18 protein-coding genes are annotated in these 20,342 nt (G+C 38.5%); 6 read left to right on the top strand and 12 right to left on the bottom strand.

All coding sequences use genetic code 11. The features are described from left to right. The first annotated feature begins 17 nt into the window (after window positions 1-17). A complete protein-coding gene (locus VOI46_RS17185) occupies window positions 18-749 on the top strand; it encodes a glutaredoxin (protein ID WP_024032682.1) in 732 nt (243 codons plus the stop codon). A 209-nt stretch (window positions 750-958) separates the two neighbouring features. Here the strand turns inward: VOI46_RS17185 and VOI46_RS17180 are convergent, their stop codons facing one another. The 7 genes from VOI46_RS17180 to VOI46_RS17150 form a co-directional block, all read right to left on the bottom strand. Further along, the gene (locus VOI46_RS17180; protein WP_324738101.1) at window positions 959-2,467 is read right to left on the bottom strand and encodes an ISNCY family transposase; all 1,509 of its coding nucleotides are present in this window, start codon (window positions 2,465-2,467) and stop codon (window positions 959-961) included. Window positions 2,468-2,832: 365 nt separating this feature from the next. Then, window positions 2,833-3,447 (bottom strand): DUF5677 domain-containing protein, encoded by a 615-nt coding sequence (locus tag VOI46_RS17175; RefSeq protein WP_232424015.1) that lies wholly within the window; start codon window positions 3,445-3,447, stop codon window positions 2,833-2,835. Window positions 3,448-3,687: 240 nt separating this feature from the next. Next, window positions 3,688-4,470 (bottom strand): type 1 glutamine amidotransferase domain-containing protein, encoded by a 783-nt coding sequence (locus VOI46_RS17170; RefSeq protein WP_004587101.1) that lies wholly within the window; start codon window positions 4,468-4,470, stop codon window positions 3,688-3,690. Between the two features lie 118 nt (window positions 4,471-4,588). Then, window positions 4,589-5,170, bottom strand: coding sequence for a hypothetical protein (locus VOI46_RS17165; protein ID WP_004587102.1), 582 nt, complete (start codon window positions 5,168-5,170; stop codon window positions 4,589-4,591). Window positions 5,171-5,247: 77 nt separating this feature from the next. After that, complete coding sequence (locus VOI46_RS17160) at window positions 5,248-5,736, bottom strand: DUF6436 domain-containing protein (RefSeq protein ID WP_051063406.1); 489 nt, start codon at window positions 5,734-5,736, stop codon at window positions 5,248-5,250. A gap of 13 nt (window positions 5,737-5,749) precedes the next feature. Further along, on the bottom strand, window positions 5,750-7,216 hold the full coding sequence (locus VOI46_RS17155; RefSeq protein ID WP_282338085.1) for a methyl-accepting chemotaxis protein: 1,467 nt from the start codon (window positions 7,214-7,216) through the stop codon (window positions 5,750-5,752). Window positions 7,217-7,322: 106 nt separating this feature from the next. Continuing rightward, window positions 7,323-7,877: a hydrolase gene (locus VOI46_RS17150; RefSeq protein ID WP_004587104.1), complete on the bottom strand. Its 555-nt coding sequence runs from the start codon at window positions 7,875-7,877 to the stop codon at window positions 7,323-7,325. A 133-nt stretch (window positions 7,878-8,010) separates the two neighbouring features. Between VOI46_RS17150 and VOI46_RS17145 the strand changes: the two genes are divergently transcribed. Then, on the top strand, window positions 8,011-12,546 hold the full coding sequence (locus VOI46_RS17145) for an EAL domain-containing protein (protein WP_083901801.1): 4,536 nt from the start codon (window positions 8,011-8,013) through the stop codon (window positions 12,544-12,546). On the opposite strand, the gene VOI46_RS17140 is transcribed toward VOI46_RS17145, so the two are convergent. Continuing rightward, complete coding sequence (locus tag VOI46_RS17140) at window positions 12,543-13,439, bottom strand: cation diffusion facilitator family transporter (RefSeq protein WP_029774437.1); 897 nt, start codon at window positions 13,437-13,439, stop codon at window positions 12,543-12,545. The genes VOI46_RS17145 and VOI46_RS17140 overlap by 4 nt on opposite strands. 198 nt (window positions 13,440-13,637) lie before the next feature. Between VOI46_RS17140 and VOI46_RS17135 the strand changes: the two genes are divergently transcribed. Then, window positions 13,638-15,080 carry a diguanylate cyclase gene (locus tag VOI46_RS17135; RefSeq protein WP_004587107.1) on the top strand — a complete coding sequence of 481 codons (1,443 nt, stop codon included), beginning with the start codon at window positions 13,638-13,640 and terminating at the stop codon, window positions 15,078-15,080. Between the two features lie 9 nt (window positions 15,081-15,089). On the opposite strand, the gene VOI46_RS17130 is transcribed toward VOI46_RS17135, so the two are convergent. Beyond that, the gene (locus VOI46_RS17130; RefSeq protein ID WP_004587108.1) at window positions 15,090-15,962 is read right to left on the bottom strand and encodes an SMP-30/gluconolactonase/LRE family protein; all 873 of its coding nucleotides are present in this window, start codon (window positions 15,960-15,962) and stop codon (window positions 15,090-15,092) included. Between the two features lie 354 nt (window positions 15,963-16,316). Here VOI46_RS17130 and VOI46_RS17125 point away from each other — a divergent pair, with 354 nt between their 5' ends. Next, window positions 16,317-17,153, top strand: a complete 837-nt coding sequence (locus VOI46_RS17125) for a patatin family protein (protein ID WP_004587109.1) — start codon at window positions 16,317-16,319, stop codon at window positions 17,151-17,153. On the opposite strand, the gene VOI46_RS17120 is transcribed toward VOI46_RS17125, so the two are convergent. Genes VOI46_RS17120 through VOI46_RS17110 form a run of 3 tightly spaced genes read right to left on the bottom strand, consistent with a single transcriptional unit; the run spans window position 17,150 to window position 19,262 of the window. Next, window positions 17,150-17,386, bottom strand: a complete 237-nt coding sequence (locus VOI46_RS17120; protein WP_004587110.1) for a hypothetical protein — start codon at window positions 17,384-17,386, stop codon at window positions 17,150-17,152. The genes VOI46_RS17125 and VOI46_RS17120 overlap by 4 nt on opposite strands. Next, window positions 17,383-18,978: a PepSY-associated TM helix domain-containing protein gene (locus tag VOI46_RS17115; protein ID WP_004587111.1), complete on the bottom strand. Its 1,596-nt coding sequence runs from the start codon at window positions 18,976-18,978 to the stop codon at window positions 17,383-17,385. The genes VOI46_RS17120 and VOI46_RS17115 overlap by 4 nt, the downstream gene beginning before the upstream one ends. Beyond that, window positions 18,975-19,262: a hypothetical protein gene (locus VOI46_RS17110; protein ID WP_282338092.1), complete on the bottom strand. Its 288-nt coding sequence runs from the start codon at window positions 19,260-19,262 to the stop codon at window positions 18,975-18,977. Before VOI46_RS17110 ends, VOI46_RS17115 begins: the two co-directional genes overlap by 4 nt. Window positions 19,263-19,710: 448 nt before the next feature. Between VOI46_RS17110 and VOI46_RS17105 the strand changes: the two genes are divergently transcribed. Then, on the top strand, window positions 19,711-19,932 hold the full coding sequence (locus VOI46_RS17105; protein ID WP_004587113.1) for a hypothetical protein: 222 nt from the start codon (window positions 19,711-19,713) through the stop codon (window positions 19,930-19,932). 180 nt (window positions 19,933-20,112) lie between these two features. Next, window positions 20,113-20,337: a hypothetical protein gene (locus VOI46_RS17100; RefSeq protein ID WP_324738301.1), complete on the top strand. Its 225-nt coding sequence runs from the start codon at window positions 20,113-20,115 to the stop codon at window positions 20,335-20,337. The last annotated feature ends 5 nt before the right edge of the window (window positions 20,338-20,342 follow it).

Here is a 20,342-nt window from a genome sequence, read left to right as displayed (position 1 = left end):
ATAAAAGGGAGCTAAACATGAGTAAATCAGCCCAACTTTTTAGAATGGCCACAGATGAGCATATTTGTCCGTTTGGTTTAAAATCAAAAGACCTACTAGAGCGAGAGGGATATACAGTTGATGATCAGCTATTAACTTCTCGAGAGCAAACAGATGAATTTAAAAAACAACACAGTGTAGAAACTACACCTCAAACATTTATTGATAATAAACGTATAGGTGGCTATGACGACTTACTCGATTACTTTGATAAGCCAAAAGCTGGGCAAGAAGGTACAACTTACACGCCCGTGATTGCGATTTTTTCTGTTAGTTTTTTGCTTAGTGTGGCATTTAGTTTTGCAGCGAATAATAGCTTATTATCAATGCAAACCGCTGAACTGTTTGTAGCCCTAACAATGGCAGTGTTAGCAATACAAAAGCTTCAAGACTTATTTAGCTTTACTAATTCATTTATAACCTATGACTTAGTCGCTATGAAAGTAGTCAGGTACGCCTATGTTTACCCATTTTTAGAAGCATTTGTTGGCATTGGAATGATAGCCGGATTACCAGCCTATATTATTGCCCCTATTTCATTGTTCATAGGTGGGGTTGGTGCTGTTTCAGTGATAAAAGCAGTCTATATAGATAAACGAGAGTTAAAATGTGCGTGTGTAGGCGGTGACAGTAACGTACCACTAGGGTTTATCTCCCTAACAGAAAACCTGTTTATGATCGCTGCCGGTATTTGGATGTTTGTTAAGTAAACAACAGCTTTAATTTAAAAACATGATGATGTACTAGTGTGATTACCAAGGGATTATGTCGCTCTAATTACCGAGCGACTTTGTCGTAAATAGCATATCAGCTGTACTAGTGTGATTACCAAGGGATTGTGTCGGTCTAATTACCGAGCGACTTTGTCGTAAATAGCATATCAGCCAGTTGTTAAACTGGCTATGATTTATGCCTATTTTTACAACGCTTGCGACCTTGCAACTCTCAGTGCAGTGGTATTCAAATTGTTTCTTAACCACATGCTACGCACACCGCCTGCGCTAATATCAATACCGAGGGCTTCAGTCAGCTTGATGGCCACTTTCTGTTGACCAAGGTGGGGATGCTCAACGGAGAATTTTACGACTGCATCTTCGATGGCTTTATCTACACAGTTTTTATGTCTTATATCGGGAGTTTCTTGGCGTTTTAAGGCATCAGGACCGCCTTGCTTAACCAGTCTTAAGTGTCGGTGAATAGTGTCTCGTGAGACGCCACTTTGTCGTGAAGCTGCACTGATACTTCCAAGCTTTTCGATTAATGCCAACACCTCTAGTTTCTTTTGTACTGCTAAGTCTTCTGATTCAAGCTTACTTGGCTCATTTACTTCAGATACCTTGAGTTGCCGCCCTGCGAAGTGTGCGGTGAAGCCTTTCTTGCTGGTGTTTCGGATCTCAATTTTCTGATTAGCTATGGAATGTTTTAGCGGTGAATCAATCAAATAGAACTTGTTACCGTAGCTGAAGGTGTGGTCATTGCGGATCTTACGATGGTCTTTAATGACGCAGATATCATCAAGGTTGGTGTGTTTCGATAATGGTGTAAATTCAGGCGCTTGCTTTGATTTCACTTGAATTCTAGACTGCCAGAATTGTGGGATGAATACATGTTTCAGGTATGCATTAGCACTGGCTATATCTTTAATATTGTTAAGCCTTAGCTCAGGTACAAGGCGGTCTTGAAATGTATCAAAGGCACGTTCAACACGGCCTTTACCTTGAGGCGAATTGGCGAAGATAATCTCAATACCCAATTCTTCACATGCACGCTGCATTTGTGAGAAGTTGCAACGCTTTGGCCCGCCGAATATACCAGCTCTGTCTACATAAAGCGTTTTAAACACACCTTGGGTTTCAATACAGTCTCGCATTACCTTTAAGCAACCTACGGTCGTTTCTGAAGGAAAGAACTCGGCGTATACTTCACTAGTAGCATCGTCAATCATGATAACTAAACAGTGCTTTTTATCACCAAACCAACGATGAGGGCTACCATCCATTTGCATCATTAACCCCGGAGCTTCCATGCGTTCTCTGCGTTTGCGAACATTACTACGTCTTCGTTTAGCGCGTTTAACATGGTGGATATCATGCGCCCAACTTCGTAGGGTCTCGCGCTTAACTACGATGTTTTCATTGATTGCTAACTGCTCAGCTAAGTGAAGCAGATTCAAGTCGAAATACTTTTCTTTAATCAGAGTTTGCACGGCTTTTTTAATTGATACTGGTGTTTTATTTGGCGGGGCTTTGCCACGATTACCATGAATAGCAAATTGAATACCGACTTGCTGATATTGTTTGACGTAGCGTTCAATTGTACGTCGTGACTTGTTAAGTAACTTTGCTGCATTGCCAATTGTTATTCTGTTTTCTGCTACTTTAGCAATAATATCAACAGTGAGTTGAGCTTTTGAATCCATCACAATCATCCTCAACATGCCTTATTAGTATTCCAAAAACAAAACACTAACAGACACGTAAAAAAGTGACCGACAAATTCCCTTGGTAATTAGCGATTACGACAGAATCGCTTGGTAATTAAGATACGACAAAGTCGCTTGGTGTTAACAAATATCAGCTGTACTAGCTCATATCAGTTCTTACAGTTTAAGTGAATAAGTTTAGACTTCATTAGGCAGACTGCTATGAGCGAGAAGCAGACGTCCATACAAACTCGTTTTTGGACAAAAATAAGTTAGAGCCGAAGGACGGCTCTGTGCCATAAGCGGTCAGTGGTAGCGTCACTATCAGCGGAAAATTATAGTTGCATAAAGCGTTTTCGTTTGATGCTTTGTTACACATATTTACCACTACCAGCACGTTTTTGAATACGCTCAAGTAGATTAATTTGACTATCAAATTTACCTAAAAGTTTGAGGCCTGAAATTAATGCTGATGCTGTCAATGCAATTGCTTGGTTTTCGAGTGTTTTAACCTCGTTAAGGTCTGGTGTGTGCCCAATTGAAATATTTTCACCAACAGCATGGTAGTTAACTAGCATTTCCACATTCCCATGTGAATTACGACACAAATGGGCATAAAACCCATTATAAATACCAAGCTCATCAGCAAGTTCAAATTTCTTTTTGATAGATAATAGCTCTCTAAGGTTTACTTGTTCACCTTTAACTTTTTTCTTATAAAAATCAAAAGATTTATTAATTTCATCTATATAGTCAATATCCCTAATCACACACATGAGATCTACATATGACTCTAAAGCACTGCGGAGAATAATTGGAGCAGAAGCAATCCGATTTTCTTTTAATAATAAATGAGAATCTTGGCATAGCTCAGACACCCTAGTCATCAATAGTGCGGCATATTTCTCTTGCTTATTTTTATAATGAATTTTTGAAAATGCATCAAACCTAATCGCATTGATTTCATCCCAAACTCGACTATTCAAATGAACCTCTGACTATTCGCATAACATCATATTCAGTCCCATTATAACGGTTTATCACACACAAAACTGAGTACATTACATACTCCGATAATTTCACCAATAATTACCTTTGTAAACAGGTAATTATTGGTGAAATTAAGCATGTTGTTTTGCGACATAACAGCGTTTAATAATGTTATCGGCCAATATTAGGCTCCTACTCAAAGAAATAGGAATAAATTTAATTTTTTCAGTGTCTGGTTATCGCTCTGTGCCGAAGTTTGTCGAAGTGCCTTTAAACTTGTTTAACATTATCATTTCTTTTGCAACGATAGCAGCTGAAGGTAGAAACATTGTGGATATAATCCGTTGATCTGTTATAACCGCATTTTTATCTTTTAATGTTTGCTTATTTTGAGCTATAGCGCCATTTTTATTAAGTTGATTTTCAATAAGAAATGGTAAGAGAGTTCCTTGCTTCGCCCACGATTTAGAGGTTTCAGTGGAGTTAGGAAAGCCAGCTACTTTTTTTCCTTTAACCAAAAACTGCCCATTAGATAAAGTAACGTTAGCTATACCTGCAGAGCCGTGGCCACCAACACCAATAATACCGCGAGACTCATATATGCGGCTTATAATGGAATGAATAGCCTTGTTATTTGCCACATCAAACATTACTCCATAGCCACCGCCAATAAATACCCCCCAATAGTCATTAGGATCTATTTGAGTAGGCGAAAATGAGTTGTTAGCCTTTTCTAAGAAGCCTTCATATTTGATGGTATAACTACTTATACCCAAAGGATCCATCATAAACTCAACGTTTCCACCTTTTGGTGATACGAAGTCGACTTCAAAACCATGACTAACAAAAACATGGTATGGAGGAGCAAACTCCCATAAATTATTTCTAGCTTCATGCTTTTCCGGATCGCCCATATCTACCTTGTTCGATGCTATGATTAGTACTTTTTTAGTTGGCTCTGCCATAGCATTTGTTACAAACAAGAGAGCTGACAGTAAAATACCGGTTAAATATTTCATTATTTTCCTGATTGGTTAATTAAAATCATTACTTAGACGATCAAAATGAATAAAAGGTTTAAATGCTCAAATATTCTGTTCACTTAACAATTTAATAGTGTATCCATCCTGCACTTCTCTATACTGTTTTTATTTCATGAAAGTACAACCCTTTTATCCCATGTTCTTGAACGATGCTATATAAACTATTTTTAGCATCTGTAGTAAAGTATCGAAGCCCAGCTTCTCGTACTCTAAATAATTCAGGGTTTTCAATCGCACTCTTTTCGAATACCATTTTTTTGAATTTTCTAATTCTACTCGGTTTACCATTTTTGATATTTCGGATGGAGTGCTCTTCACTGAGGGCTTTGTCAAAGCCTACAACATTAAATGCAAACCACTTCTCACCTTTTAAATTGCATTCAAGCAGCTCAACATTGTTGCTAAAATCGTTTAAGAATAGCGGCGAATATTTAGGGGATACTACAATTGTTGAAACACCCAAACCGGCTATATCAGGTATTTGTAAGTTTTGGTGAGCCTCTATCAACCAATCAACGCCCAACTCTCTCCAATTGTCTCTCATGCTCATACCGTCGAACATTAACAACTGGCCCACGGTCAATTGAATTGTTTGTATGAACCTCGTTTCATTAAGTGAGAGAAACTCATCAGGCTCGACACTCACACTGTATACTTTATTAAATTTGTTTGTCATTAAGCATTACCTTGAGTCAATAATGAAATACGTTTTTGAAATTGAAAATCTAGGAAGCGATTCATTATTCACTAATATTAAGCAGTGCAGTAACAACCACTGGTTTTATTAAGTAACAGTTCGCTGTTAAATCCAGCTACAAGATTATTTATAACCGTTTCAACAAAACCACTGCCCTGCGCGCAGCCAAGCCCTTGAGAAAGTGGGCCGGCATAAACAAAGTCACCTTTATCGTTAATCACCACGGCAGCTGGTGTAGCAGGGAGCAGTATTTGTAAAGGGGCTGTTTGCTCAATATTGATAAGCGTAATATTTTGCGCTTTAGAAAACGCAGCCAACTGTTTTAAATGAGGCTGGGCTTGCTTGGTGCAGCCACAGTCAGGGTCAGTAACGATAATCAACGAATTATGCTTTGCTGCTGTAAAGCCTATGTGTTGTTTAAATTTAGTAAACCATCCTGGCTGTTCAAGCACGCCATAGCTGTCAAAAACGCGCAACTGATTATATTGATAATAAACTAAACCAGAAACCGTCAATACTAACCACAGAGCAATCACTGCACTCATTTTAATGGATAAATTACTTAAATTTAGCAATGCTTTGCTCTAATACCGCAATACTTACATCGATCATTTGTACTTTAGCGGTTAGTTTTTCTACCACTTTGGTATCTTGATATTGGCTTTGCTGCATTTGTTCTGTGCTAGAAGCTATTTGTTTTGTGTTTACAGCTTGTTCAGCAACAACTTGCGCTACAGAGTGAGTACTTTGACTAACGGCTTTTATTTGCTCACTCATGGCGCTTATGTTTTCTTTCATGGTGGTGCTGATATGCGTTAAATCAACAACAAAATCGACACACTGGCTCATAGATTGGGTTGACGTTTTACTGTTTGTAACTAAATCTTTTAATGTTAAAGCAATTTTATCTGTAGTGGCTTTACTGCTTGTAGCAAGCGTTCTGACTTCATCGGCTACAACTGCAAACCCGCGGCCATGCTCACCCGCTCTTGCGGCTTCAATGGCTGCGTTAAGCGCAAGTAAGTTAGTTTGCTCTGCAATGCCTGATATTTCATTCAACAACCCTGATATTACATCGCCAGCGGCCACCAAATGATTTATTTGCTCTTCTGTATGATTAAGTAAATTAAGTAGCTCCGTGCTTTTAGTGTCTGTTTGCATAACGTCATTTAAGGCGCTATTTGCAGCTTGAGTAATGTTATCTACTTGCTGCTTTAACACTTCGCTTTCATGCTCAACTAAGCTAAAGCCCTGTGCAACTTGAGCACCAGAGTCAGCTATATCATTAGTTTGTTGCTTTCTTTGCTCTGCCCCGCTTGCTAGCTCATCGTGTACGTTTATTAATTGCTGCGAATTTTGCTGCAGTGAAAGAGACTGCGTTTGCACTTGCCTAATTACATCTGATAAATAACCCAATAAAGAATTAAAGCCCGCTACTGCATTGCTATTTTTATCATCGGCCCTAAGCGAAAGCTGTATATGCTCGGGGTCTTGCATAATGGCTTCGGTCGCTTTGGTTAAAGACACGCCAGCTCGGCGCTCTTGTTGTAGGGTTTTAGCAATATAGCCTGCTACAAAAACTTCTACTATTGCATAGCCGGCATGTATAAGCACCGTAGTAAACGCCAGTCTGTCAGGGTCAAATACATAAAAACCGGTGTTTTGTGTTTGTAAAAAGTAAAAGCTTAAATGATGAACGGCCACAAAAATAATGGCCGTAATAAACACCTGCCATTGCACAAACATGATCAACATAGCCATTAATATGAATATTTCGAAGTGTATTTCTATCAACCCAAAGGCTTGTTGTATGTGCAAAAAAGAAAACATCATAATTGCCGCAGCCACAACATGGCCTGTGATTGGGTTATTTTGCTGAGTTTTAAGTAACCATATAGGCATTAAACTTAAAGGTAGGCCGACTATAAATGCTTGTGCAAGTGTCCCAAAGTACAAGCCTAGGGCGATAGACTCTACAAACAAAAAAATAAATATTATGGTGAATAAACGACTTACACTATTCATAAATACCTTTAATTATTAAAATTTTTTTGAACAAAATCAGGGGTTGTACGTATTAGCTAATAATTACGACCACATTTAATTATCAATATAGCCTAGCCTGCCAACTTTACTTAATAATTGATAAAACCGCTTTAAATTCAGGTAAGGCTGCGTTTTTTGTCCACTGAAAAATGATACTTTCTACGCTTGTAATTATTGCCCCTGCCTGCTGTAACTGCTCTAGAGCTAGCGATTTATGCATCGTATTTCGTGAGCCCACAGCATCTGCAGCTACATGCACCTCAAACCCTTGTGCTATTAAATCTAAGCAGGTTTGTAAAACACATACATGCGCCTCTGTGCCTATTACTATAATTTGTGAACGCGTAAGCTTTGTAAACACAGCATTAAATGCAGGCTCATTACAGGCACTAAAATGTGTTTTTTCAACTGTCTGTGCGTTTATAAGGGTGTTTTTTAAAAGGCTGTGTGTACCACCAAGCCCTTGAGGATATTGCTCAGTCACTATGCTAGGAATTTTAAAAAGGCCGCTTACTTTGGCAATTTTTATTGCCCACTCTAGTAAATCAGAAAATTCGCTAATAGCAGGAGAAAGCTTATCTTGAATATCTATCACTAATAACACGCTGTTATCTGCAGATAAATTTTTGTGACTAACCATAACACCCCGTTTTTAAGTAATTATAATTAGTAAGCGTAGCTTAAATGGTTATAAACAACTAAATTAGTGCTTTAATTTAGTTGTTATAAGTTGTAATCCACATTTTAAAAAATGTGCTATATTTAACCTTTATATGTATATCCCCTGCCCTAGAGCGAGTTTATTAGTGCGATTGAGTATTTTGTTTTTTCTCTTCACCACTGTATGTTTTCTTTGTATTACTAGCGTATCGGCCTCCACAAATTATGCTCAACAACTACAAAGAATATCTACCGATGAAGGTTTATCCCAAAATTACGTAACTAAAATTTTGCAAGACGATTTAGGTTATATTTGGATAGCTACAGCGCAAGGGCTTAATCGATTTGACGGCTACACGGTAACCCCTTTTGATGGCGGATTTACCCTTAACGAAAACTTCATCACTACACTATTTAAAACGCATGCAGGCAATATAATTGTTTCTACTGAGCTTGCCGGTGCATATTTAGTTAACCCAAAAACGTTAACTACTCGTAATATATTTTCGGAAAATCTTGCAGGTAATACAGCCAGTTACGCTTCAATTGAAGCGATAGCCCAGCACCAAGATACCTTTTACCTTGCCATTTTAAACAACGTGTATTCACTTAACTCTAAAACAAATTCACTTACTTTAGAGTTTACTATAGGCAATGAAAACAGCGTGGTGCGCGCGTTAAAATATTACAAAAATACGCTATTTATAGGCACACAAACGGGTTTATTTAGCTACGACCTAAAAACAGAGTCATTAACCCCTCTTAATTTACATACTCCCGATAAACAAACAGTCGATAACAGTAATGTTAAGTTTTTATCTGTAGACCCCGCGCTAGGATTATTAGTAGGCACCGTTGAGGGCATGTACGCGCTAAGTTTAAATAGCTCAGCAGGAGCAGCTGCAGATCAAAGCACTAAAAGCGTGATTGCTGATTACAATATTTGGGATTACAGCAATACACCCTATGGCGAATTTATTGCCACAGAGCATGGCTTGTTCGAATTTAACCGAGAAAAGGGCACCACTGAGTTAATTCTTAGCTTTGATCAAAGTAAATTTAATATTACCGAAAATACTATTAACGATTTAATGGTCGACTCAAGTGGCGTGTTTTGGCTGGCGTCGCGCACTCAAGGCGTGCTTACTTGGTCAATAAACACACGGCGTTTTAACAAAATCACCCTATCCGAAAACAACTATATAAACAGTATTTACCAAGACGATGATTTATCTATGTGGTACGGCACCGATAATGGCCTTGCTCATGTAAATGCTAAAAACAAAACAACCTACTACCTAACCTCGCAAGACCCTAAAGCGGTTTATGGTGAATACGCTATTTTTGCAATTAATAAAGCGCATTTAGAATCCACTTCACGGTATTTATGGCTAACGGGGTACTACAGTTTAATTTTATTTGACAAAGAAACAGGCACTGCCGTTGCCAAAAAAGATTTAAATAACGCAATGTCTGAAGGTGCGGTTATTTATGGTTTGTCTGAGGTAGCCCCCGACACATTCGCTTTTTATAATGATCACAGTTTTTATGTGTACAATGGCAAAACAGGGTTAACGCGCGAAATTAACGAGTTAAAACAACATGTAAACCCTTTAGAGGCCTATACTTTTCATCGACCTTTTGATGATTACCCAAATGAATTTGTATTAAGTACAACTACCCAATTTTACCGCTTTAACGAGCAAACAAACACCCTTACTACTATTTATAAAACCAGTAAAAAAGACAGCCAAAATTACCACACAGTAGAAAACTGGTTAACCGATAAAAATAACATTTTATGGTTAGCAACAACCAGCGAAGGCCTAGTGGGTATTGATGCACAGAGCTTTGAAAAAAAGCACCACTTTAACGTAAGTAACGCCTTAAAAACGCAGTCTATTTATTCGCTTATTTGCGATGAGTATGGTTATTTATGGTTTAGCAGTAAAAATGGTTTGTACCGCTTAAATACCGATACGTTAAGACTGCGAGTTTTTACGGTAAAAGATGGTTTATCGGTTAATTTATTTAGCACTTTAGGGGCAATTACGCTTAAAAATAACACTGTAATGTTTGGCAGCAGTTATGGTGCAATTTCGTTTAACCCCGCTGAGTTTATACAGCAAAGCACGCAAACAACAACCTCAATAACCGATATTACATTAATGTCGCGCGATTTAGACTATCAGCCAAATCAGTTTGCCACCTCTGCATTGCAATTAACACATGAAGATATGGGTTTGGAGGTTAGCTTTTCTAATTTTGATTTTCAAAATAGCGCGGAAACACGTTACAAAATTACGCTTCAAGGACCTACTTCGCTTGAGTATGATGATTTAAAAGCAAACAAAATATTTTTTACAAAGCTCCCACCAGGTAATTATCAATTAAAGGCCAGCGCGTATAACTTTAATAGTGCGACCGAATCAAAGCCGGCGCTGTTAAATTTTAATGTGGCATACGCGCCGTGGAAGTCTCCTTATGCGTATGCGGCTTATATTTTAATTATTATAACTGTGCTGTGTTTACTGTTTTGGCAATACAGAAGCAGACAACTAGCCATAGCTAATGCGCAAAAAGCGACAATACACTCGCAAAAACAAACCGAGCTTGCGCTCAGTAACAATAAAAGTGGCATTTGGGATTACCATTACAACGACGATTCGGTAAATACAAACCGGGGGAGTGAGCTTGGGTATATTAATTTGCCAAACCGTATCCCGCTAAAACATTATTTAGCTTTAATTCACCCTGAAGACAAACCACGGGTTATTTCGCACTGGTTAAATTTTACCAAACAAAAAAAGCATGAGCATTGGCAAGCAACTTACCGGTTAAAGCATAAGCTTGGCCATTGGTTGTGGTATCAAGATTTAGGGCAAATTATTTATGACGAACAAACAAATAAACCGGTATCTGTATCTGGCATATATACCAACATAACTGAGCAACGTGCCAATGAGCAGCAAGCCAACATTTTAGGTGAGGCGTTTGGGCAAATAAACGACTGGCTGCTTATTTTAGATAATAACTTGGTGCCGGTTTCTGCAAATAACAGTTTTATAAAAACCTTTTCGCAAACTCATAAACATCCGCTTAGCTTAAAAGTGTTTATTAACGCGATAGGTAAAGTGCAATGTAAAAGCTATGCCAACACATTAAAAAGCTTAACAGCAAAACAAAATTGGCGAACTGATGCCGTTATTAAAACTGCAACTAACCCGCACCACCCCATACATATAAGTGCCACTGCAATCGCTAAAGATACACATAGCATAAATTACTATGTAATTGTTATTTCGGATTTAACCGAGCAAAAAAAGGCAGAAGACGAGCTGCGCTATTTAGCCAATTTCGATCCCCTAACACAATTGCCTAACCGCAGTTTAATGCATCAAAAAATTGGTAAATCGATTAAAAAAGCTCACCAGCAGCTCACTCAAAGCGCTTTACTATTTATAGATTTAGACAAATTTAAACCGGTAAACGACACATTTGGTCACGCAGTGGGAGATCAACTGCTGTGTAATATTACCCAAAGAGTGAGCGCTATGTTGCCAAGTAATGCCACACTTGGCCGCCAAAGCGGTGACGAATTTTTAGTGCTTATTGATAACGTAGAAGACATAGCCGCACTTAATAACATAGTCAAAAGTATCAGCTCAGAACTTGCCAATAAGGTCATTATCGAAGATTTTTCTATTAATATATCAGCCAGTATTGGCGTGGCTTTATACCCATTTGATGCCAGCTCGACCGATTTACTGATCAGAAACGCCGATGTAGCCATGATGCATGCAAAGCAAGCTGGCCGAAACGGGTTTAAGTTTTTTAACGACTCGATGAACGAGCAAATAAAACAAAAGCTCATCCTCGAAAACGATTTAAAAGATGCCGCGAAAGATAATCTATTATTTAATCATTACCAACCCATAATAGACACGCACGCACTAACAATAAATGGGGTTGAGTTACTTATGCGCTGGGAAAATAACGGCCAATTTGTCTCGCCGGCTTTATTTATCCCTATTGCTGAAGAAACAGGCCTGATAGAAGCATTAACTGAGCAAGCTTTAGAACGCGCGCTAACTGAGCTAGCCCCTACATTGGCCAGCAACCCATTGTTTTATATTTCACTTAACTTGTCGCCAAAGCACATCTTAAGGACGAATATAGCAACCAAGCTGACCAATATATTAAAACAGCATCAAATGAGCCCAGTGCAACTGCGCCTAGAAATAACAGAAAACATACTGCTAGAAGACAAGCAAAAAGCCGCAAAGCAACTACAAAAGTTAAAGTCGGCTGGTTTTAAGCTGTTACTCGATGATTTTGGCACCGGCTACTCATCACTTACTTATTTGAGCCAGTTCCCTATTGATGTCATTAAAATAGATCAAAGCTTTGTTAACAGCATTGGGATTGATAAAAGTGATGAGTCGATCATCAAAACCATTTACACTTTAGCTCAAAACTTAGAGCTTTATTGCATAGCCGAAGGCGTTGAAACTAAGCAACAAAAAGCCTTTTTAGAAGGGTTGGGTTGTCATGTTTTACAAGGTTATTATTTTGCAAAACCAATGCGGGCAGAGCAATTACAAAACCCAGAAACACATGAGCATATTCACACTTTAATAAAAAGTTAGCTATGAATATGCTGGCATTCGTGGCTTTCTATTTGTAGTACGCTGCTTTTAACATTAAAACGCGCAGCGAGAAGTTTTTCTATTTTTAAGCGGCAGGCTTCATCGTGCTTTTCAATTGTACAATGCTCTTTTAACACCACGTGAGCGCCGACAATAATATCGCTGTCTTTGCGCGAGACCGTCACATTATGTACGTTATGCACATGCTCTAAATCGGTAATTGACTGCTCAATATCCTTCACTTTAGGCAACTTAGCGTTATTAAAGAACAGCCCTTTAATACAGCTCGTGATCACTTTACCACCGGTAAATAACACAAACGAGGCAATTAGCATGCTCGATAAAATATCAATAATGCTCCAGCCCGTAAAATAAATAAGTACGCCAGCTATAAACGTAGAAATGGTCGATATAATGTCAAAAAACGAATGTAAAAATACAGCGTACACATTAATGCTTGCTTTGCGGCCTTTATAAAGTACCCACGCTGCAGCACCATGAAATAAAAACCCCACAGAGGCAATACTCGACATTAAAAAGCTGTTTATTGCTAAATCATGGCCATCGTTATGATGGGAAATTCTCTCTACACCTTCATATAAAATAACGGAGCTTATCGCCAAATACAGTAAACCATTAATTAAACCACCAATGAGCTCAGCGCGTTGATAGCCATCGTTATAGGTTTTAGCAAAATGAATTGCTAAGCTTGAGGCAATAAGGGCAATAAATAGCGAGCTATTATGCACAAATAAGTGCCCTGCATCGGCAAGTACAGCAAGCGAATTAGCGTAATAAGCGCCAATTACCTGAATTACCATAAATGAACATGTTATCGCTAAAGCGATAAGTAACCGACGACGAGACGCTTGGTGTGTAGTGATTTCTGTCATGAAATGCTTGAAAAACCTATACTTAAAATGCAAATAAGCCGTCAGGTGGCTTAGAGTAGAAAAGGGTAATGATATACAGTAGCAATTGTAATACGAAGCCCTCTTAAACGCACTAAAAACTTAGCAAAATAGCTAAAGTTGTACTAAATAACATAGTAGGAACAATTAAATTGTATGTAAAATCAACTGGAGCAATGAGTGGGCTTAAAACCAATCGAAGATATGTGGAGTACTATAAAGCTTATTCCGTTTGCCGTTGTACTTTATGATGCTAAAACACAAGCCTATAAAGCAAACACTCAAGCGCAGAGTATATTTGATTTACCCTCACAGCCAACTTTAAAAGATGCAGACTTTAAGCACCTCACGCTAAGTAGTCCAGAAAGTAAAAAAGAATTTACTGTTGCGCAATTGTTTGAAAAATACTTAGTTATAAATACTAACTGCCACGTATTTTTACAAAAACAAACGCACAGCCTATTACTAAACGCCAAACTTGCCTCGCTAAATAGTCACTTATACATTGCTACGTTTGAGATAATTGAACACAACGAAGATGCACAATATAACTTTGATAAAATTATTTCAAAAATTTCTACCGACTTAATAGATATTCAAATTGACGATATTGATACTCATATAGAGTTTGCGCTTAAAGCCATTGGCACTGTATGCCATGCCGATAGAAGCTACTTATTTAAATTTTCTGACGATGGTAAGTCAATGCGTAACACCCATGAATGGGTTAACCAAGGTATTCAGCCATTTAAAGATCAACTACAGCACATACCTAAAAACTCACTCCCCTACTTTGCTAATTTAATGGGCACCACACACTTATTTAAAGTAAATGATGTTGCCAGCCTCCCAGAAAAAGCGACTAAAGAAAAACAAGAACTTGAGCGTGAAGGTATTCAATCGGTACTGTGTATTGGCCTTCGCTACGATAAGGAGCTAGTAGGCTTTATTGGTTGTGATTGTGTAAAGCAAAAACGTGAGTGGACAGACTTAGACTTAATTAGGATAAAACTAGTAGGTGAAATAATCGCTAATGCGTTTAAAAACTTAAACTACAAGCAAGAGCTTCAGCATATTCAACAACAGCTAATTACCGCAAATCAAAAACTTAATCACCTTGTTAATACCGACAGCCTCACCACAATTGCAAATAGACGTTGTTTTGACAAAGCACTAGAGAGCGAAATTAAACGCTGCGCACGTGCTAAGCAACCGGTTAGCTTAATTATGTGCGATATAGATTTTTTTAAAAATTACAACGACAGATACGGCCATCAACAAGGCGATGAAGCCTTAGTTAAGGTGGCAGCTGCGCTTAAGTCGCAATGCCGACGCGAAGGCGATTTAGCCGCGCGCTATGGCGGTGAAGAATTTGCCGTCATTTTACCGGCAACTAATGAGCAAGACTGCCAGCAATTTACCCGCTTAATTCAACAAGCAATTAACGCGGCAGGCATAAAACACAATAATTCTACCGTAAGTGAGTACTTAACATTAAGTATCGGTTTTTATTCAGCCACGCCTGATAAAAATAGCACGCCACAGTGCTTTATAAGCAAAGCCGATCAAGCACTCTATACAGCAAAAGAAACAGGCCGTAATAAGGTGTGCCAATTTACATAACTAAATCTATTATAAAGTAACGGGCGGCTCTAGCTGCCCGTTTTTTATGCCTGATATTTTAAATACATTACCTTGTAATGACTGGTTAGTTTTTACATTACTGTCATCTGCAGAAGTTACAAATAGCCACTGTGCGTTATTGCCACCAAACGCAACGCTTGTAGGTTTTGTTGCAGCAAGCGACAGTGTGTTTAAAACCTCCCCATCTGGCGATAAACACATAACGCAGCCCATATCCCATACCGCAAGCCATAAGTTGCCAAGGGCATCAATCACACAGCCATCAGGGTCTACTTGGGTATTTTTAAATTGATAAAAAACTTGGCCGGGTAATATAGGCTCGCCGCTGTCTGGGTTTACATTTAAAGTAAAAATACAGCTGGCTTTAGAGTCGCAGTAATAAGCACGTGAGCGCGCTTTATCAAAACATAATCCGTTGGGAATGGTTAAACCTTGCACCACGCAATTAAGCGAATTTTGATAAAAACGGTAAATTTTACCCCCGCCTGAGCGGGCGTTTGTATCCATAGTGCTTAGCCAAAAACCACCCCAAGGGTCGGCTCGACCATCGTTAGAGCGCCGTGTGGGCTGGGTATTTTCTAAAAATGTAAGCGTTTGGCGCACCCCAGAAGCTATATGGTATTTATAAATACCCGTACTGGTGCCAATAATAAGGTGTGCTTTATCAAGCCACGCTAAAGCCGAAACCGTATCTTGCATTTCAACTTGTGTTAGTGAGTCAGGCTTTGTTAAACACTTACTTAGCAGGAGATTTTTTTCTATATCTACCCAAAATAGCGTTTCAAGCAAAGGGTGCCAAAGCGGGCTTTCACCTAACTTATTTTGCACGTTACTAAATACAGTCACACTTGAGTCAGTCATAAATAACGATTCTTTAATATTAACAAAGCCTTGTATTAATAAATACTTTATCAGAAATACCCTACACTTACGATTAAACAAAACATATTAGCAACTAAATGCTTTTACCAAGCCAAACAGTGCACTAATACCAAATAGCTTAATTAAGTGATTTAGTTTTAAATACTAAACCATGTTGATTACAGGGTAAAAACTTCGTTATTGATCTGTTTATATCAAAATTTTTAGCGCCGTTAGCGCCAAGTTTAATCCCTTAAGTGAATTAAGTAATGTGGCAAATGGGTATAATTATTTCAGCATTTTATCGCGCTTTACTTGGTTAGTTGGTAATATCATCAACAGGGAGGTAATAGTATGATTAATAATAACAATAAACATTCTTTAGTGGTTGAGGGAGGTGCAATGCGCGGTATTTTTGCCGCCGGCGTGTTGGATGAGTTTTTAGCGCAGCGCTATCAACCTTTTACTAATTACTTTGGGGTTTCTGCTGGCGCTACCAATATAGCCGCTTATTTATGCCAACAACCTAAACGAAATTACCATGTTATTACCGACTTTTCGTGTCGGCCTGAATTTATTAACTTAGCGCGCTTTATCAAAGGCGGCCACTTATTTGATTTAGATTGGCTGTGGCAAGCAACCATTAAAGAAATCCCCCTCAATACAGAAGCCTTTGCAAAGGCGGCTCACGAATTTTATATCGTCTCTACAGCTATCACCACAGGGCAGCCCCATTACCTTAAAGCAAGTAGTGATGCGATGGTAGAGCAACTTAAGGCATCGTGCGCGATTCCAATTGCGTATCGTAACTACCCTATAATTAATGATATTGCGATGACCGATGGCGGCGTAGCAGACTCTATTCCCGTAATAAAAGCATACGAAATGGGCTCTCAAGAAATAACCGTGGTGCTTTCTCAGCCACTTGGCTATAAAAAAAAGCCAAGTAAATCGCAGTGGTTAACTAAAAAACTTTATAAAAACTACCCTGCTTTAGTAAAAAGCACGATTAACAGAGCGCATCTTTATAACAGCAGCATAGATTTTATTAATAATCCGCCTGAAGATTGCAAAATCAATATTATTGCTCCACCGCCTCAATTTAGAGTGGGCCGCACAACAAAAAATGTTAAACGCCTTAACGATGGGTACAAAATGGGAATTGATACAGCCAAAGCCTTTTTAAGCTAAGTGTGTTGTTTCCCTTTAGATAGCGCAACCAGTATGCCCATTACAGTAAACGCTGCAATGGTGCATACAATCCCCGCTAGCACAGCGTAAACATGTATAAAAAACGCTAAGGCAATAGCTATTAAAGCACAACAATACAGGCACTTATAGGCTACATTGTAGTGCTTACTTCTCATTAATAATAAAGCGGCCAGTAAACACGCTAGCGCAATAACTATCATAACGGTGCTCATGCTGCTTTTACCTCTGCAAGTGCTATGGCATCAGGTTTTGTTTTTAAGTATCCCCATAAAAACGCCAGTCCCACAATTAAAAAGCTAATATCTGTAAATGCCACTAGGGTACTGTTTGCGTTAATAACATTATTAACGCCCAATACACTATTAAGTGGTAAAACACTTATTAAGAATAAGGCGCAAAGCAACAAGGTTGCTCTAAAGTAGTTTTTATAGTTTTGCCAAAATGCTGCAATTACTAGCCATACTAACCACGCGTAAAAAAATACCGCCCCAAAGTAAGCATTGTGCTCAGCGCCAGCCACGGCATAGTTTAAAAGTACTTGCACAGGGAATAACACACAACAAGCAAGCACTAAACCACCGCAACTGCCTATAATAAAGCGGTTCCACCTTGCATACGCGTCAGCGCTAAGCGTTGGTGTGCTGCCTCTGGTACGCTTTGCTAACCACATCATCATGCCAGAAAGTGGCATTAAGGCACATGCTAAGCCAAGCATTACCCAAAGTAACTTCACAAATAAACCTGCAAAATTACCAAAATGGAGTGGGAAGAGTACTTCAATAATTTTAATTGATACCCCAGCTATATCGCCAAAACTACTCATTGAAGTGATGTACTCCCCTTGCCCATTGTAATGCAATAACTGAGAAGCCACGGCTTCGCCTCCTAAAAGGCGTAAATACACTTGTGCGTTTGTATCGTTATGCGCCATTACCGTGGCATCTAAAATAACAGCGTGTGGGTAGCGTTGCTGCGCATCACTTAAAATAGCGGTTATGTTAGTTGGCTGATTTACATGACTAATTATTGGCTCAGGAATAGCTGTAAAAGTTTCTATCAACTTATCTTGGTCGCCTCCAAAGCTAACAAAAGCTGCTGCAGGTAGTAAAATTACGGTTGCGAGCCCTAAAAATGCGCCGCTAAAGCCAATTACAATATTAAAAATACTGCCCCAAATGCCCATTACTTTGTGGCCGTCACTTATGGTTACATCAAAGCCTTTAAGCCACCTAAAGGTGAACAGCTCTTTAATTAATTTACGATGTATAAATAAGCCAGTTACCGTACTTACTAATAATGTTAAACCTAAAAACCCAGTTAAAATAAGCCCTATAGGTCGCCCTAAATGTAAGTCAGCGTGAAACTCACCAATGTAGCTAGCTGCATCTGTTTTTTTATTGGCATAATATTGCTTACTGGGGCCATAGTAGGTATTTACCAACGCTAAGCTCGCTGGGTCAAATTCAAATGCCCGAAGTACTTCTTGCTGGTAATTTTCATCACCATGGTGCGATTCAAATACTAAAGCCAGTAAGTGAAAATTATGCCCTGTTGGCATAAACACATGAATGTTTTCACCAAACTCTTTGGGCACTTGAGCGTGGTATGTATTAACTAATGTGCTTATTTCGCTATTAGGAATATGTTGAGTTTGCTGCAGTGATTGGTTGGCCCAAATTTTTAGCTCAGGCCTTGCAAGTACTGCTAACGCGCCGGTAAATGCCACAACAAACAATAAAACGGCGGTTACTACGCCCACCCAACTATGTAATAAAAATAGCTTTTTTAAAGTAATTGATTTCATCCTTGCCCCTGCATTAATGCAAAATAACTTAAAATTCCATGCACTAAACACAAAGTGATCATGAGTAAAAATGGCTGCCATGCTTTTTCGCTAATGTAGGCATATATAAACAGCCCAACCCAAATAATTGGAAACAGTAAAATAGGCAGTAAAATTTGTTCACTCATTTGTAATGGCAAGTAGGTAGTCATTCCGGTGATCATCACCGTAGCGGTTACCAATGCCAATACGCACGCCATTAAATGGCGACGCCTTGTAGCGCTAAAGGTTTTTTTATTATTCATTTTTAGCTCATTTAATAAATAGCAGGCGCGCACACCTGCACATGCAAATAACAACCATTTGCATTATATTGCGCATTTGTAAATTTATGCAACATATTATCGTTACTTAATAAGCTAACAAGCTCCTTTTTATTCGCACAATCAATGCCTGTTTATTTATAAAATTACATTTTTTGAGCATACTTGGTATTTAGGTAGGCAAATATGATGAGCTAAAACTGTTTTTAAATAATCCCAAAAACAACTGCGTTATCATACTGATCAGTGCTTAACTGCTTAGCCCATTAAAATAACGACTAAACAGGCAAATTTTTAACTTTAACAGTCAACAAACTCTATAATTATTGTTATTTTGTTAAGGCATATGCAAAAAGCTAATTGTCCCTAGGCAGGCTCTTTTAGCAGCTGTTAAACAAATCACTATACATTGATAAAATGAAAGAAATTAATGAACGATAAAATCAATCCAGACGCGTTACACGCACTAAAAATTGCATTTACTTACATGCCGCAAGCAATTGAAGTAACAAAGTACGAATATGGCGAGCGCTATCAAACAGTGCTTGATCATATTGAAGCCGTGCGCGAAGTGTTACTTATAAACGATGTATACCCAGAAGAAGTAGGCGGCGACATAAACCCAGAATACACGCCTAATTCTACCTATTAATGGGAAAAGTTTGCTAATTGAGCAAAACAATTAAGTTCGCGTGTTGATAGCCTAACACCCATTACTCAATATATTGCTTAACGGTTTACGCCTGTTGGTATAAACTGTTAAAAACATATAAATAAATGTGCCTATCTGCCGATACGCATAACGGTATAAAATACAATTAAGGTAATTGCGGTGAACTTTTTAAGGCGTTTTCACGATATAGTCTCAGACCAAACTCTGGATTTTAATTCTAAAATTAAAAACCTACTCGCGTTTGGCCTAGAAGTGTTCAGCCTTGATGTAGCAATAATTAGTAAAATTGATGCTAATACGTACACAGTATTACATGCTCTAACACCCGATAGACATAATGACTCCCACACGGTGTTAGCCTCCGCTTTTCGTGGGTTAGCTTAATTCAA

The sequence above is a fragment of the Pseudoalteromonas sp. CuT4-3 genome (assembly GCF_035666335.1).
GTDB lineage: Bacteria > Pseudomonadota > Gammaproteobacteria > Enterobacterales > Alteromonadaceae > Pseudoalteromonas > Pseudoalteromonas atlantica.
The sequence above is the reverse complement of the archived record's forward strand: the minus strand, read 5'-3'. Positions and strand labels throughout refer to the sequence as shown.